General features: G+C 59.8%; 14 protein-coding genes. 12 read left to right on the forward strand and 2 right to left on the reverse strand.

Annotated elements, in window-relative coordinates; all coding sequences use genetic code 11:
* Positions 1 to 8: 8 nt before the first annotated feature.
* Positions 9 to 1,493 carry a DUF6798 domain-containing protein gene (locus tag NG895_RS11300; RefSeq protein ID WP_252852594.1) on the reverse strand — a complete coding sequence of 495 codons (1,485 nt, stop codon included), beginning with the start codon at positions 1,491 to 1,493 and terminating at the stop codon, positions 9 to 11.
* A 431-nt stretch (positions 1,494 to 1,924) separates the two neighbouring features.
* Between NG895_RS11300 and NG895_RS11305 the strand changes: the two genes are divergently transcribed.
* Entirely contained in the window at positions 1,925 to 2,260 is a 336-nt protein-coding gene (locus NG895_RS11305) for a hypothetical protein (RefSeq protein WP_252852595.1), read from the forward strand.
* Positions 2,261 to 2,306: 46 nt separating this feature from the next.
* Here NG895_RS11305 and xylB read toward each other — a convergent pair whose 3' ends face one another.
* Entirely contained in the window at positions 2,307 to 3,833 is a 1,527-nt protein-coding gene (gene xylB, locus NG895_RS11310; protein ID WP_252852596.1) for a xylulokinase, read from the reverse strand.
* A gap of 170 nt (positions 3,834 to 4,003) precedes the next feature.
* On the opposite strand from xylB, the gene NG895_RS11315 reads away from it, so the two are divergent.
* The 11 genes from NG895_RS11315 to NG895_RS11365 all read left to right on the forward strand — a co-directional run bounded on the left by NG895_RS11315 (position 4,004) and on the right by NG895_RS11365 (position 14,555).
* Positions 4,004 to 5,248 (forward strand): beta-ketoacyl-[acyl-carrier-protein] synthase family protein, encoded by a 1,245-nt coding sequence (locus NG895_RS11315; RefSeq protein ID WP_252852597.1) that lies wholly within the window; start codon positions 4,004 to 4,006, stop codon positions 5,246 to 5,248.
* Between the two features lie 55 nt (positions 5,249 to 5,303).
* Entirely contained in the window at positions 5,304 to 5,564 is a 261-nt protein-coding gene (locus NG895_RS11320; protein ID WP_252852598.1) for an acyl carrier protein, read from the forward strand.
* 76 nt (positions 5,565 to 5,640) lie between these two features.
* Positions 5,641 to 7,023 (forward strand): phytoene desaturase family protein, encoded by a 1,383-nt coding sequence (locus NG895_RS11325; RefSeq protein WP_252852599.1) that lies wholly within the window; start codon positions 5,641 to 5,643, stop codon positions 7,021 to 7,023.
* 148 nt (positions 7,024 to 7,171) lie between these two features.
* The gene (locus NG895_RS11330) at positions 7,172 to 7,834 is read left to right on the forward strand and encodes a hypothetical protein (protein ID WP_252852600.1); all 663 of its coding nucleotides are present in this window, start codon (positions 7,172 to 7,174) and stop codon (positions 7,832 to 7,834) included.
* Entirely contained in the window at positions 7,831 to 8,475 is a 645-nt protein-coding gene (locus NG895_RS11335; RefSeq protein WP_252852601.1) for a hypothetical protein, read from the forward strand. Before NG895_RS11330 ends, NG895_RS11335 begins: the two co-directional genes overlap by 4 nt.
* Complete coding sequence (locus NG895_RS11340; RefSeq protein WP_252852602.1) at positions 8,472 to 9,101, forward strand: hypothetical protein; 630 nt, start codon at positions 8,472 to 8,474, stop codon at positions 9,099 to 9,101. Before NG895_RS11335 ends, NG895_RS11340 begins: the two co-directional genes overlap by 4 nt.
* Positions 9,098 to 9,865: a hypothetical protein gene (locus NG895_RS11345; RefSeq protein WP_252852603.1), complete on the forward strand. Its 768-nt coding sequence runs from the start codon at positions 9,098 to 9,100 to the stop codon at positions 9,863 to 9,865. The genes NG895_RS11340 and NG895_RS11345 overlap by 4 nt, the downstream gene beginning before the upstream one ends.
* Positions 9,862 to 10,521, forward strand: a complete 660-nt coding sequence (locus NG895_RS11350; protein ID WP_252852604.1) for a hypothetical protein — start codon at positions 9,862 to 9,864, stop codon at positions 10,519 to 10,521. Before NG895_RS11345 ends, NG895_RS11350 begins: the two co-directional genes overlap by 4 nt.
* Positions 10,522 to 10,629: 108 nt before the next feature.
* A complete protein-coding gene (locus tag NG895_RS11355; RefSeq protein ID WP_252852605.1) occupies positions 10,630 to 11,955 on the forward strand; it encodes a hypothetical protein in 1,326 nt (441 codons plus the stop codon).
* A 174-nt stretch (positions 11,956 to 12,129) separates the two neighbouring features.
* A complete protein-coding gene (locus tag NG895_RS11360; protein ID WP_252852606.1) occupies positions 12,130 to 12,948 on the forward strand; it encodes a hypothetical protein in 819 nt (272 codons plus the stop codon).
* A gap of 128 nt (positions 12,949 to 13,076) precedes the next feature.
* Positions 13,077 to 14,555, forward strand: coding sequence for a phytoene desaturase family protein (locus tag NG895_RS11365; protein WP_252852607.1), 1,479 nt, complete (start codon positions 13,077 to 13,079; stop codon positions 14,553 to 14,555).
* The last annotated feature ends 12 nt before the right edge of the window (positions 14,556 to 14,567 follow it).

Genomic DNA, 14,567 nt, shown 5'->3' on the forward strand with positions numbered 1-14,567 from the left:
GACAGTCGTTATTCACTCTTTTGGATTTCGTAAACCACGTACGTTTCATTGTCGTAAGCGATGGGCAGGCTAACCGGCGTACCGTGCCGGGTGAGCACGTAGCGGGAGTTGTACTTGTCGGCCAGGTGCATGATACGGGCGGTGCCGAGTTCGCCCAGGTTGCCGACCCACAGGGCGTCAGGGTCGCCGTCGGGCTTGAATACATCGTACAGCCGCTGGCGCCACTCGATGAGCCCCGTTGCATTTTGCGGAATGTCTTTGTAGGTGACCACTTCGGCCCGCTCGGCGTGCCACTTGAACGACGTATTTCCGCGGGGGGTGAGGAACAGCGCGTCGCTGGGGGTGTTTTCCTTGACCCACGTACAGACATCGAGCCAGTCGGACACGTCGCGTCTGCGGGCATCCGACACGGCGACCGGTTTCTTCGTGTAGTCGCGAAGCTCGAGACCCAGTGGCACGCCGGCCACCAGCAGCATGATGGCGAGCATCGCTGGCGCCCAACGGTAGCGGGCAGCCAACAAGTCGGCCAGCAAGCGAATCCACAGCAGGGCCGCGGCCATGGGGACCGCCACGTCGACGATGCGGAACCAGTAGTAGCGCAGCAGTGACGCAGACGTTGCGGGGTGGTTCCAAAATGCCAGTTCGATCACCACACCAATGAGCGCCAGTACAATGGCGCCTGCCGCGTAGAACGCCATGCGGCAGGCGGGATCGTCGCGCAGTGTGGAGCATTCCTCCATGCGGAGTGTACGAAGCCTGAGGACAAACAACAGCGCAAACAGCGTTGCCACCGTGGAGTGGCGTAACGCTCGCTCGGCAATCCATTCCGCAGGCTTATGTAGCGGAGCCAAGTGGTGAGGCAGGCGTTCGAATACGTACACTTGGGCCGCCTCGGCGCGTACCTCGGGGGCTGCGCCCGCCGAGGTGGAAAGTGCTGGGATGATGCCTGCCAGCGAAATCACTCCTCCTAGCAGCAAGCCCGGAAGCATGCCCACCAGCGACTGCTGGCGTCGCCATCCAGCCAACCACAGTGCTAGCAGGATGAGCACCGACCAGCCGCCCACCAGGGCGTGCCAGGCGCTGGCGATGCCAAAGTGGATCCAGGTCCAGTTCCATTTGTTCAGAATCCAGCTCCGCAAACCGAGCAGTACGAAGGCGTACGCAATGGGTTTCGACTCGAAGCCACCGACCAGCCACTCGCCGGCGAAGTTGCCTTCGGCAATGCCCACAATCACTAGCGCTGCCGCCAACGCCGCAAACAGGGGCCGCGGCACTACCGTCCACGACAATCGCCTCCAGGCCCAGGCCACGAGCGTCCAGCAGATGAACCTTCCCAGCCAGGCCAGTGCCGAGAGGCTCATCCAACGGGTGAACGGGGCGAAAACGAGCACGAACGTGTAATGGGCATCGGGCGATTCGAGAAATAAATCGCCAGGGCAGTAGCTGGGGTCGACCGCATGTTGCAGGCGACACAAATAGTGCGGCTCGTTCACTCCGGGAGGTGGGGCCGGGGAGCTGATATAGAAAATAGCCCCAATTAGGGCAATTTCGCCCCAAACCCACCACCATGGGGGGGTGCTCGATTCCGACTCTTTTGAGGAGATACGCACCAAAGTTACCGATTACCGATTTTTTCGCTTTTTGTGGTGTGAAAAACGACGACTTGGGTGATTAGTAGGTAGAGAGGTTTCCCTATCCTGTCTTGATTTGTGAGGCCGATAAAGACTAAAGGACCGCTGCAAAGTTCCTCATCGGAACCTAACACGCGTGAGCTAGTCTTTATTAGTGAGACTGGAAGAACAACAGGGGCCCAGTAGACGTAATTCAAACTGGCACCCAACGCTAAGGCTTGGAAGTCGGCAGACATCGAGTCTTTAGTCAGTTAATTACCAACAGAGAAGAGTAACATCCGAAAGGTGCGAGAGTGGCTGAACACGAACCGAAAGAACCCTTTGGCTATCAGAAACCGGCTCTGGACGACAAGGAACTGGCGACCAAGCTCGAGCGGGTCGACGAACTTGTCAGTCTGATGCTCGACGACGAGCTGGACGAACCGAAGGTTACCGAGCTGGAATCGCTGCTGCTGGATAGCCAGCAGGCACGGTGCCAGTACGTCGGCATGATTCAGTTGCATACCGATCTGGTGGAGTTCTATAACCCTCAATCAACGGCCGCTGCAACTTCGCCGGTGCTGGCTCAACTGAACCAGCCGACCGACACCACTCCCCCCGCCACGCAGACTCCCTCTGATAAGGGCTAGACAGGGCTGGGGCGAAATCGAGCCTGCGGCTGGATCGCAATCTAGTTCATAGTTCGGCGATCCGTCGGAAGTCGTCTTTCAGCGACTGGTACAAGTCGCGGTACACCGGAAATCCCCGATCGTAGCACCTTCTTGCTGCGGCAGAAGGCTTGCACTGGTCGGTGGTGCGAATCGTGGCTTTGGTCGCTTCGACGATGTCCTTGTATTCGCCCGCCCCAACGGCTGCCAACAGCGCGACCCCCATGGCGGGGCCTTCGTCGCTGGCCATTGCCGAGACGCGTTTGCCAAACATGTCGGCTTGTAGCTGTCGCCAGAAGGCGCTTTTCGCACCGCCACCGGTGGTGCGAATCTGCTTGGTGGCGACGCCCAGCGACTCGACGATCTCCAGGCAGTCGCGCAGCGAGTAGGTAACCCCCTCGAGCACGGCGCGGATCATGTGCGCCCGCGTGTGGGCGACCGTCAGGCCAATGAATGCCCCACGGGCCAGCGGGTCGGCGTGCGGCGTGCGCTCGCCGGATAGATAGGGCAGGAAGAACAGTCCCTCGGCGCCGGCTGGCGTCGAGGTGGCTTCGGCCGTGAGTTCCTCGAACAAATTGAACTTCTTCCGTTTGGCGCGTTCGGCGTCCACCTGGCACAGTTGGTCGGCAAACCAACCAAAGGAGCCAGCGGCCGAAAGGGTGACGCCCATCATATGCCACTTGCCCCGCACGGCGTGACAGAACGTGTGCAAACGCCCCTCTGGATCGACCTGGGGCTCATCGCTGTGCACAAACACCACGCCCGAGGTGCCGAGCGACGTGGAAACAATGCCGCTTTTCACAATACCGTTGCCAATGGCCCCGGCGGCGCAGTCACCCGCTCCGCCTACCACCACACAGTCGGTTGATAAGCCGAGCATTTGGGCAGCTTCGGGCGTGAGCGTGCCGGTGACGTCTTCCGACTCGTGCATGGTGGCTAGCAGGCTCTCGTCGATTTCGAGCTTCGACAAGAGCGGCTTCGACCACTTGCGTCGTTTCACGTCCACCAGCAGCATGCCGCTGGCGTCGCTCACTTCGGTGGCATACTCGCCGGTCAGCCTGCGGCGAATGTCGTCTTTGGGCAACAGTACCTTGGCGACGCGGTCAAAGTTCTTCGGTTCGTTGTTCCGCAGCCAGAGGATTTTTGGCGCCGTAAAGCCCGTAAGGGCGGGATTGGCCACCATCTGCACCAGCTTTCGCCTGCCGCCGGCCAGGCGTTCGATCTCTTCGCACTCGGCGAAAGTGCGTTGGTCGTTCCACAGCAGTGCAGGGCGGACCACCTGATCGTTCTTGTCCAGAAACACGGAGCCGTGCATTTGCCCCGACAGGCCGATCGATTTGACGTCTGCTGGCTTGAGCTTGGCGGTTTTCACCACTTTACGAATCGTGCTGACGGTCGCTTGCCACCAGTCTTCCGGGTCTTGTTCGCTCCACAGAGGCTTCGGATGGTGGCACGGGTAGGAAGCACTGGCCTGGGCGATTAGCGTGCCGTCGGGGGCGATGGCGATGGTCTTGGTGCCCGAGGTGCCGATATCAACGCCCAAAAACGCATTCATGTGCCGTGATCCTTAAATTTATAAGACAAGTGAAATACTGCCCGTTTCCCGCGATGCGGGCCCCCCTAGGCCGGCATTCGGACGTGCCGGCATTCTTGCCAGCGTAGCCAGGAAACGTTATTTTCGTAGATTCGCCGCACCACGCTACCCACCCCCATTACCAAGCCCATATGACCAGCCAGGCGCCCGACAACCAACGGATCGTCATTACCGGTGTTGGTCTCACTGCGCCGAATGGTAATACCTTAGCCGAATACCGCGACGCTTTGCTCAGTGGGCGTAGTGGAGTTCAGCAGTACGATATCCGCTATATCGGCGAAACGCTCGCTGGTGTGTGCGACTTCGACGAGCTGAAGTACCAGAAGCGGCGGAACGTTCGTCGCGGCACCCGGGCTGGCAGCATTGGCATCTACTGCGCCAACGAGGCGATTGCCGACTCGGGCATCGACTGGGAAAACACCGATCGCGAGCGAGTTGGCGTGTACGTCGGCGTTACCGAGCACGGTAACGTGGAGACCGAGAACGAAATCTACGAGATCAAGCAGTACGACTACGACACCAGTGTCTGGACCCACCACCACAACCCCCGCACGGTGGCCAACAACCCGGCTGGTGAAATCACCCTGAACATGGGCATCACCGGCCCGCACTACACGGTGGGCGCGGCCTGCGCCGCCGGTAATGCTGGGCTAATTCAGGCCGCTCAGCAGCTGTTGTTGGGCGAGTGCGACGTCGCCATCGGCGGCGGTGTCAGCGAGAGCATCCGCACGTTCGGCATTTTCGCCGGCTTCGCCAGCCAAGGCGCGTTGGCCTCGAACGAGGATCCCACCAAGGCCTCGCGCCCGTTCGATCGCGATCGCAACGGGATCGTCGTCAGCGAGGGGGGCTGTTTGTTCATCGTCGAGCGATACTCCGATGCGGCCGCACGGGGCGCAAAGATCTACGGCGAGCTGGTTGGCTACGCCATGAACAGCGATGCCAGCGACTTTGTGCTGCCCAATCCCAAGCAGCAGGCACGCTGCATGCGGATGGCCCTGGAGCGGGCCCAGCTGAACGCCGGCGACATCGGCATCGTCAGTACGCACGCCACCGCCACCTCCAGTGGCGATATCCAGGAGTGCACCGCGGTGCGAGATGTCTTCAACGGCGACAGCCCCACGTTGATCAACAACACCAAGAGCTTTATTGGCCACGCCATGGGCGCCGCCGGCTCCTTGGAACTGGCCGGAAATCTGCCTTCGTTTGACGATGGCGTCTGCCACCCTACGATAAACGTGGACAACTTGGACCCCGAGTGCGAACTGGCCGGCCTGGTGCTGGGCGAGCCGCGCCAGACCAAGGGTGTCGACACCATTCTGAACAATTCCTTCGGCATGCTGGGCATCAATTCGGCTGTCGTCATTAAACGCGTGTGAACAAGCGACGATAGTGCGTTCGGTTCGCCACGATTATGAGCAGAGAGTGATAAATATGACCAAAGAAGAGATTCGCGAAGAAGTACTCGACATCCTGGCCGACATCGCTCCGGACGAGGACCTCTCGAACCTGGACGACTCGCAAAGCTTCCGCGAGCAGATGGAACTCGACTCGATGGATTTCTTGGACATCGTCATGGAACTCCGCAAACGCCATCGCGTGCAGGTGCCCGAGGACGATTACGTCAACCTCGCCAGCATGAACAGCACCGTGGAGTACCTCGAACCGCTGATGAAAGACATTCAGAAGGTGTGAATGACCAATGCAGAATGACCAATGACCAGACTATTGGGCATTGGTCATTGGTCATTCGAACTTGGTCATTCCCGATATGTACGACACTCTCATCATTGGCGCGGGCATGAGTGGGTTGGCGGCCGGTATACGGCTGGCTCACTTCGGGCAGCGGGTGGCGATTCTCGAACGCCACTACACAATCGGTGGACTCAACTCGTTCTACCGACTCCGCGGCCGCAACTACGACGTCGGTCTGCACGCGCTGACGAATATCACGCCCAAAGGAGCAAAGCGTGGTCCGCTCGCCCGGTTGCTGCGCCAATTGCGTTTTTCCTGGGACGACTTCGAAATCTCCCCGCAGAACGGTTCGCAGATTGTCTTCCCTGGCGCGAAGCTGTCGTTCTCCAACGAGTTCGAGCTGATGCGGAGCGAAGTCGCCCGGCAGTTTCCTGGTCAGGCCGACGCGTTCGACAAAATGGTCAGCCAGATTGTCGATTACGACGACCTGACCGACGAGCATCAGCAGCTCTCGGCCCGCGAGGTGGTGTCGTCGTACATTACCGAGCCGCTGTTGGTCGAAATGCTTTTCTGTCCGCTCATGTTCTACGGCTCGGCCCGCGAGCACGACATGGACTGGGGACAGTTCTGCATCATGTTTCGCAGTATCTTTCTGGAAGGACTCGGCCGGCCATTCGCCGGAGTGCGACTCATCCTGAAGCTGCTCGTGAAACGCTTCCGCTCGCTCGGTGGGGAGCTCAAGCTCCGCTCGGGTGTCAAGCGTATCCTCACCGACGATGGACATGTGTGCGGCGTCGAACTCGAAGGGGGCGAGACCATCGAAGCTCGCCGGGTGCTCAGTTCGGCCGGCTGGTGCGAGACCATGCGGCTGTGTGACGATGGCGATCCGGTTTCTTCGCGAGCCAGTGGACAGCTCAGCTTCTGCGAGGCGATTGCCACCTTGGACGTTCCACCCTCGGCCTTCGACTACCACCAGACGATCACGTTCTTCAACGACTCGCCCGAGTTCCATTGGACCAAGCCGACCGGCGAAATGTGCGACGTGCGGAGTGGCGTGATCTGCTCGCCAGATAACTTCGGCTACGATCGACCGCTGGGCGAGGAAGGCACCATGCGCGTCACAGTGCTTGCCGATCAGGATCGTTGGATGGCGCTCGACGATCCGGACTACCGCCTGGCGAAGCATCGCTGGTGGGATCGTATTGTCGAGTCGGCGGTCCGCTTTGTGCCCGATTTCCGCGCACGCGTGATCGACACCGACATGTTCACCCCCGGCACCATCGTCCGCTACACGGGGCACGACAATGGCGCCGTATATGGTGCACCGGACAAACAGCTCGACGGCACCACGCACCTGGATAACCTGTTCGTCTGTGGCACTGATCAGGGCTTCGTCGGCATCATCGGCGCCATCATCAGCGGTATCTCGATGGCGAATATGCACTGCCTGCGGGATTGAGGATCGGCTGATCGGATACCGGAGCCGGTTTTCGGTCTCCATTCCCCCAACGACGAGGAACTCTCCCTCGCCGGAAAGCGTCCCAATATTCTCTTGTGCACGGCGAATACACATGGCGCAAGTGCCCGTGTGTTACAATGAGCCAAGTATGGAATTTCAAGAAGATTCAACGTATCGCGCCCGTCCCCGCTTTTCGCTCCTCACTCTGGTGTTGGTGACCACGATCGTGGGTCTTTCGATCACCGTGGTCTTGTTGTACCGCGAACTCGCACCGCTGCGGACCGAGGTTCGCACGTTGCGCGAGGAGACAGGTCAACTGTTGGTGGACGACCCTACCAAGCTGCAAGCCATCGAGATCGAGACCTACAACGACTGGGCCTGGAAGTGGCGCGTGTGGGTTCCGCCCGAGACGGCTTGGATTGTGGGCACCAAGGTCGAAGAGATCCCGCCGAAGGGCGAATTCCCGGCTGTTAGCGGTCTTACGCTCCGACACATGAAAGAGGGACGCGAGACCCTGATCACGGCTCGGATAGAAACCAAGCCAACCGGCGAATTGCGATGTGCTATTGCGTGCGAAGGAGTGACCACCTACGAGCCCATCGCTACGGAGGAGGCCAAGTGGTTGCTCGAGGGATCACGTGGGAGTTCATTCAACGGCGTGGGCAGCACCATCCGTGTGGCGGAATCGGGAACGCCTTTCACGTTGCTCCGCAAGCGAGTGTTCTACCAATCGGCCACCGGTTCGATTCCTCCCATTCCCGAACCAAATGCGACCGACGGCCTGCTCATTTGGCTGGAGGAACAGAAATGAATGCCAGTACTTCGACTGAATCTCCACTGCCAACAAAACGCCGTGCCCGATTCTCGCTCCTCACGCTGGTGCTGGTGACCACCATTGTGGCGCTCGCCATTTCCGTGGGCATGCTCTACCGCGAAGTCGCTCCCCTGCGGGCCGAGGTCAAACGCCTGCGGGCCGAGGTGGGTGAGCTCGATGTGCGCGACAAGTCGAAGATTCATGCCATCCAGGTTCCCTCGGGCAGCAAACTGGAGTGGAAATGGCGCATCTGGATTCCCGAGGGCGTAAATTACCAGATGCGAGCCGTTGGCGAGGATGTCCCTAAGGAAGGATTTCCAGATATCGGTGGCGGTACCACGTATCTCCGCCAGCCCGGCGAGCAGGTGATTCGTTACGTGATTGAACGCGATCCCAAGCGAGGTGGTTGGGCGGGCAAACTCGTTTACGATGGCGGAAGCCTCGGCAGCGACGAGCAGCCTTGGGTTGAATGGAGCAGTTGGTCCGGCGGGGGCCATGGCGTGGGCGACTCCACCAAGGTATTCGAGCCGGGAGAACGTATCCTTATTGCCCGCCGCCGCTTTACGAACGAAGACAACCCGCCCAAAAATGCCGACGATCCGCTGCCCGGTTTTCTGATTTGGCTGGAGCCCCGATGAGCGAAACTGCAGAATCACAATCAAAGCGAGGCGCGCGGTTTTCGCTGCTTGCCTTGCCGCTGCTCACCACCATCGTTGGCCTGGGTACAACCGTGGTGCTGTTGTACTCGTCGCGTTCAGAGCTGCGCGGTGAACTCAAGGAAATGCGGGAGAGTCGCGGGCAACTATACATTGAAGACCGGACGAAGCTGCACGCCATAAGTATCGCAAGCCCAGGCAGTCGCCACTGGCGCTGGCGAATCTATATTCCGCCCGGCAAACGCTACCAATTGAACATGCACGGCGGGCCCGTTCCCAAAGAGGGTTTGCCCGATAGTGGAGAAATATCTGACGTTCTCGAACCCGGTGAGCATGTGGTAGCCTATCGCGTGATTGAGGACTCCGCCGATGGCGAACCGATCGGCACCCTGGAGATTGACGACTTCTCCCGCTCCGGTGGCAAGCACCCTTGGGCCGAGTGGGTCGACTGGAGAGGCAGAACACAGGACGTAGGTCCCTACACCCAGAGCTTCGAGCCAACCGAACCCGTGGTAATGCTTCGCCATCGAGTATCGGCCACTGCCAAGAAGTCGTCGACGATTGAAGATCCATCCGCAGGACTGCTAATCTGGCTGGAACCACAATGACAGACTCCTCCGCACCACAAACCAAACTCGGTGCGCGATTCTCACTCCTCACGCTGGTGTGGCTAATCACCATTGCCGCGCTGGGGGTGGGGTTGTATTCGTCAGGCCGGCGGAATGCCAGGCTGGAGGCGCGGAACAACGAACTCGATGCCGAGAACAAAACGTACCGCAATATGCTCGGCATCTTCGAGCTCGAAGACCCCGCGAAAATTCACGCCATTCGCGCCCCCAGCGAAAACGATGCCCCACGCAAGTATCGCATCTACTTGCCACCGGGCCGGAAGTACCTCGCCTGCTACCAGGCGAACCGCATACCCAAAGATGGAGTGGGCGATCACCCGAACACGTCCGTCCTGCAGCCGGGCACCTATCTAATGAAGGTGAAGATCAACCGTCGCTTCGATCAAGAGACTGGCGAGCCGACCCGAACCGTGGCGGTCGACTTCGACATCGACGCGGTGGACGAAGATGTGAACTCTAGCCAGAGTGCCAGAATCGGCATCTCTGAAATGTGGAATGACTGGATCGTGAACAAAGAGACCGGCCAGATGGCCTACGGCTGGCAGGACATTGGCGAAAAGGTGGAACTTCACGAACCGACGCAGCCCATGCTGGTGTATCGCGCTCGGGCGCATGAGATAGTCGTTCTCTCGCGCGACTCCGATGGCCAGCCTGATAGCTACACGACGAAGCAAATCGACGGTCCGACCGACGGCTTCATGGTGTGGATTGCACCGCAAGAGGAGGAAGGAGACGGAGAATGAGCGGCGATGCTACAGAGCCATCTCGACACGCACGGTTCTCGCTCCGCACGCTCTTGTTGGCCACGGTGTTTCTAGCAATGGCGCTCGCGATCGTGGTGCTGAGTTGGGAGCTGATTCCCTTGCGCGCGGAGGTTCAGCGGCTTCGCGACGAGGCGGGGTATTTGACCATTGAGGATCCGACCAAGCTGCATGCGATTCGATTGGAGTCCGAGAGCCCCCTTGTCTGGCGATGGAAGGTCTGGGTGCCAGCTGGACCAGGAAAGGTCTGGATGGGGGCAAAAGTGGGCGATATTCCCGCAGCGGACCAGATGCAAGTACTTGGCGGTGTAGGGACTCTACGTCACGACGCCCAAGAGCTGATTGTCACCGTAGCTGTCTTCCAGGACTTGGATGAAAAATGGAAGCTCTCGGTCAGATTTGGTGGTTCCCAGAGCAAACGGGTCCTCACCGAGGAGCAGCTATCGGCAATGCGGGATCAGAGTAGTAGCTTTGGCAGTGGAGTTGGTGCAAACACGCAAGTCTGTGACGACGAAGGGCCACTTGTCCTCTTGCGTCGCCGTTTTATTCCAAAGGGCGTTAACGTCGAGGGTGGCGAATACCTGAAGACATCCGGTTCAGGGATTCTGGTTTGGATTCGGCTCGACGAGACTCTTTAACTCTCGAGGCGAGGCTTAGCTCCTTGGTTATTCGGCCCTGTTGGAATAAGCCATTGCGGTGCGGTATGCTGATGCTGTCCCGCCACATTCCTTCCGAGGGCCCTCCCGATGAAATACGCTTCGCTCTGCCTGTTACTCTCGCTAGCTCCGCTGGCCGTGGCCGATGACTACGCCATCGTCTTCTCGAAAGCCACCCTGGATGAGGAGGGGTGGAACGAGGTGATTGAGACGCTGCAGGAGAAGCATGGCGGTGCATTGGTGATGTATGCCGACCGCCTCGACGAGGCGAAGTCGGAACTTCAGCAGCAGCATCCACGGTTCACCTGCTTTGTCGCCCGGCCCGAGGAAGCCACGAAGGAGTTCGTGGCCGCCGTGCATCAACTGACCCGCCAGTACGACGACGATCCTTACACCGACACCCGCTGGGGCATCCTGACCGGCTACGACGCAGCCAACGCACTTGAAATTGCCAAGACCAGCAAGCCACTCACCATTCACAAAGTGGCGGCCGGCACCGAGGTGGCGCTCGAGATGTGCGAAGAGGGCAGGTGCTTCGACGAACTGGTGCAGGGCAAGCTGGTGGTCAAAGAGCAGGGCGGGGAGGCAGAACTGACCAAAGGGCCGGCCGACTCGACCAAAGCACTCGTCGATACTTTGAACGACTACCAGCCCGACCTGTTCGTCACGTCGGGCCACGCCACAGAGCGAAACTGGCAAATCGGCTTCCGCTACCGCAACGGCTACTTCAAATCGCACGCGGGCGAGATGATCGGTCAGGACACCGCGGGCGACGTGCACGAGGTCGATTCGCCGAACGTGAAGGTCTACATGCCGATCGGCAACTGTCTGATGGGCCACATCGACGGGCCCGACGCGATGGCGCTGGCCTGGATGCACGACGCCGGCGTCCGGCAGATGATCGGCTACACGGTGCCCACTTGGTTTGGGTACGCGGGCTGGGGCTGCCTCGATTACTTCGTCGAACAGCCGGGCCGCTACACGTTTAGCGAGGCCTTTCTGGCCAACCAGATTGCCCTGTTGCACAAACTCGAGACGACCGACCAGGACCGCCGCGGCCTGGAGTACGACCGCGACACCTTGGCCTTCTACGGCGACCCGGCCTGGCAAGCCAAAATGGCCCCGGGCGACTGCGCCTATGACCAAGAGCTCAAGGTCGATGGCGACACCTACACGCTCACCCTCACTCCCCGCCGCGGCGCGAAGTCGTTCGAGCCGATAAACATGAATGGCTCAGAGCGTGGCTGGCGCCCGATGGTGGCCTTCCTGCCCAATCGCATTGGGGAAGTGGAGATCGTCGAGGGGGAGGAATTGAAGCCCGTGGTGACCGACGATTTCATCCTGGTGCCGAACCCGCGGACGGTGGAGGAGGGCAGGGAGTACAAGGTGGTGTTTCGGGCGAAGCGGGTGGAATAGTCTGTCGAAGCCCCTCAGGCTAGCTGCGAAGCAGCGCGCTTCGAAAGCCCAGGGCGCAGCCCTGGGAACCAAGGTGATCCAACCGCCGAAGTCCCCTACTTCGCGAACCCGTATAGTCTCGCCAGGGTCAGGGTAGTTGAGGTTTGATTCAGTCCCAGGGGTGCATGATGTGCCGTGAGTGATATTACTGCCAATCGCGAAGCGCAGCTCAAGGAGTGCATCGAGGAGCTGTATGCCACTTTTGGCGGTTATCGACTCCCGGAAGGGTGGCGTGAGCAACTTTGCGATCCGAAGTTCACGAAGGAAGAAATACTTAGGAGCACACCCCTACGAAAGCTGACGGGCGCCGATCTCACGCCGTATCATTGGAAGGCAATGACGACTTGGGGTACGGAGGAAGATTTCAAGCACTTTGTGCCGCGACTGCTGGAGCTGATTGTCCCTCGGGTCGTGCCCATTGAGTCGGATATGGCATCCGAACTCGAGCCCTGCATGGTAAGCAACAAGCTCCGATATGGTCGGTGGAGCAGTTGGCCTGAGCGAGAGCGTGAGGCCATTCACCGTTTCTACCTGGCACTCTGGTCGGCGCTACTTGCTAGCGACTCGAAGGTGCTGGCGGCGCCGAGGGTATGGCTTAGCATCATTGCACATGCCGAAGACTCGATTGCTGAGTTCCTGGAGATTTGGGACAGCGACCTGCATGATGAGGAGTTGGCGTACGTTGCCACAACGCATCTTGCGACCAGCGTCGGCGTATACGATTGGCCGGCCATCAGTTGCCATAAAGTCTTGGAAGATTACTATGCTAAACTCGACGCTCAAAATGCCGAAGCGGTGGAGTGGATCTTGAGCGATCGGATTTTCCAGCTCATGGAAGACGCCTTCTTCCGCTGGCAGGATACCCCCGAGGCGGAGCACTTCTCGCAGGCCCATCACTGGCTAGCTTTGCTCAGGCAGGAGCGACGCTGGAAACGCTCGGTGGCCGACTTGTGAGAGTTCACGGCGAACCGCGGAAGCGTAGATCCTCGGCTATTTTGGGCCCCATCGAGCGTTCCGAGAAATCCTGGTAAACTCTTGGGTTCGTCCCTGACCCCCGTCCCCTGATCCCTGACCCCACTGCTGTGCCCAAAGACTTCCTCAAAGACGCCCAAAGTCGCTACGACGTCGTTGTGATCGGTGCCGGCCTGGCCGGGCTCACCGCGGCCAATATCCTGGCTCGGCAGGGCCGCAGCGTGCTGCTGCTCGAGCAGCATTACAAACTCGGCGGTATGGCCACGTGGTTCAAACGCCCGGGCGGCCACATTTTCGACATCTCGCTGCACGGTTTTCCGTATGGCATGGTGAAGAGCTGCCGTCGGTACTGGTCGAAGGAAATCGCCGATTCGATCGTCCAGCTCGACGGTGTGCGGTTCGACAACCCGATGTTCTCGCTGTGGACCTCGTTCACTCGCGAGGACTTCACCAATCAGTTGATCGAGAAGTTCGGCGTCGCGCCCGAGCAGGTGCACGCGTTTTTCGACAAAGCGCGGGGCATGAACTTTTACGACGACCAGCAGACCACCACGCGGGAGCTGTTCGACGAGTTCTTCCCCGGCCGCGAAGACGTGATCCGGCTGCTCATGGAACCGATCACCTATGCCAACGGTTCGACGCTCGAAGATCCGGCGATCAGCTACGGCATCGTGTTTTCGAACTTCATGTCCAAGGGCGTGTTCACCTTCCAGGGTGGCACCGACAAGCTAATCGGGCAGATGGAAGAGGAACTCAAGAAGAGCGGCGTCACCATCGCCATCAATTGCGACGCCAAGAAGATCAACCTGAAGAACGGCGCGGTTCAGTCGATCGAGGTCGACGCCAAGGGAGCGACCCACACCATCGAATGCGACGCGGTGGTGTCGAACGCCAACCTCAAGGCGACGATCTTCAATCTGGTGGGCGAGGACAAGTTCGACAAGAACTTCATCGACGACGCCCAGGCCGTGCGGCTCAACAACAGCAGCACGCAGGTGTACATGGCCCTGCAGGAGGACGACCGGCTCGATGTCCAAGAGTTGGGCGATTTGCTCTTTAGCAGCACCGCGCCCTACTTCCGCACCGAGGCGCTGCTGTCACGCGACATCACCAGCCGCACCTATTCGTTCTACTATCCGAAGACCCGCCCTGAAGGCAGGCCGCGGTGCATGATCGTCTCGAGCACCAACGCCAACTACGACGACTGGGCCAAGCTGCCCGAGGACGAGTACGAGGCGAGTAAGCAGGACCTGTGCGAGACGACGCTCGACGCGCTGGAGAAGTACGTGCCGAACGTCCGCAACCGTGTGGTGCACGTCGAAGCCTCAACGCCGCTGACGTTCAAGCATTACACGGCTCATGTCGCCGGCGCGAGCTTTGGGACCAAGTTCGAAGGCTTGGCCGTAAGCCGCGCCTTGCCCCAACAAGTGACCGGCCTGTACCACGCCGGCAGTGTCGGCATCATCATGAGTGGCTGGCTGGGCGCGATGAACTACGGGGTGATCGTCGCCAACGAAGTGGACAGTCAACTCGAGACCAACAACTCGACGTCGACCTCGGGCGTAGAGAAGCAGCTCGCCACGGAATGAGGGGGGCTCGCA

Source organism: Aeoliella straminimaris, assembly GCF_024054565.1.
GTDB classification, from domain to species: domain Bacteria; phylum Planctomycetota; class Planctomycetia; order Pirellulales; family Lacipirellulaceae; genus Aeoliella; species Aeoliella straminimaris.

Coding starts and splice junctions, on each gene's coding strand:
- xylB (WP_252852596.1), bottom strand. CDS start 3,833: ATGAATGCGTTTTTGGGCGTTGATATCGGCACCTCGGGCACCAAGACC.
- NG895_RS11330 (WP_252852600.1), top strand. CDS start 7,172: ATGGAATTTCAAGAAGATTCAACGTATCGCGCCCGTCCCCGCTTTTCG.
- NG895_RS11355 (WP_252852605.1), top strand. CDS start 10,630: ATGAAATACGCTTCGCTCTGCCTGTTACTCTCGCTAGCTCCGCTGGCC.
- NG895_RS11335 (WP_252852601.1), top strand. CDS start 7,831: ATGAATGCCAGTACTTCGACTGAATCTCCACTGCCAACAAAACGCCGT.
- NG895_RS11315 (WP_252852597.1), top strand. CDS start 4,004: ATGACCAGCCAGGCGCCCGACAACCAACGGATCGTCATTACCGGTGTT.
- NG895_RS11320 (WP_252852598.1), top strand. CDS start 5,304: ATGACCAAAGAAGAGATTCGCGAAGAAGTACTCGACATCCTGGCCGAC.
- NG895_RS11325 (WP_252852599.1), top strand. CDS start 5,641: ATGTACGACACTCTCATCATTGGCGCGGGCATGAGTGGGTTGGCGGCC.
- NG895_RS11345 (WP_252852603.1), top strand. CDS start 9,098: ATGACAGACTCCTCCGCACCACAAACCAAACTCGGTGCGCGATTCTCA.
- NG895_RS11350 (WP_252852604.1), top strand. CDS start 9,862: ATGAGCGGCGATGCTACAGAGCCATCTCGACACGCACGGTTCTCGCTC.
- NG895_RS11340 (WP_252852602.1), top strand. CDS start 8,472: ATGAGCGAAACTGCAGAATCACAATCAAAGCGAGGCGCGCGGTTTTCG.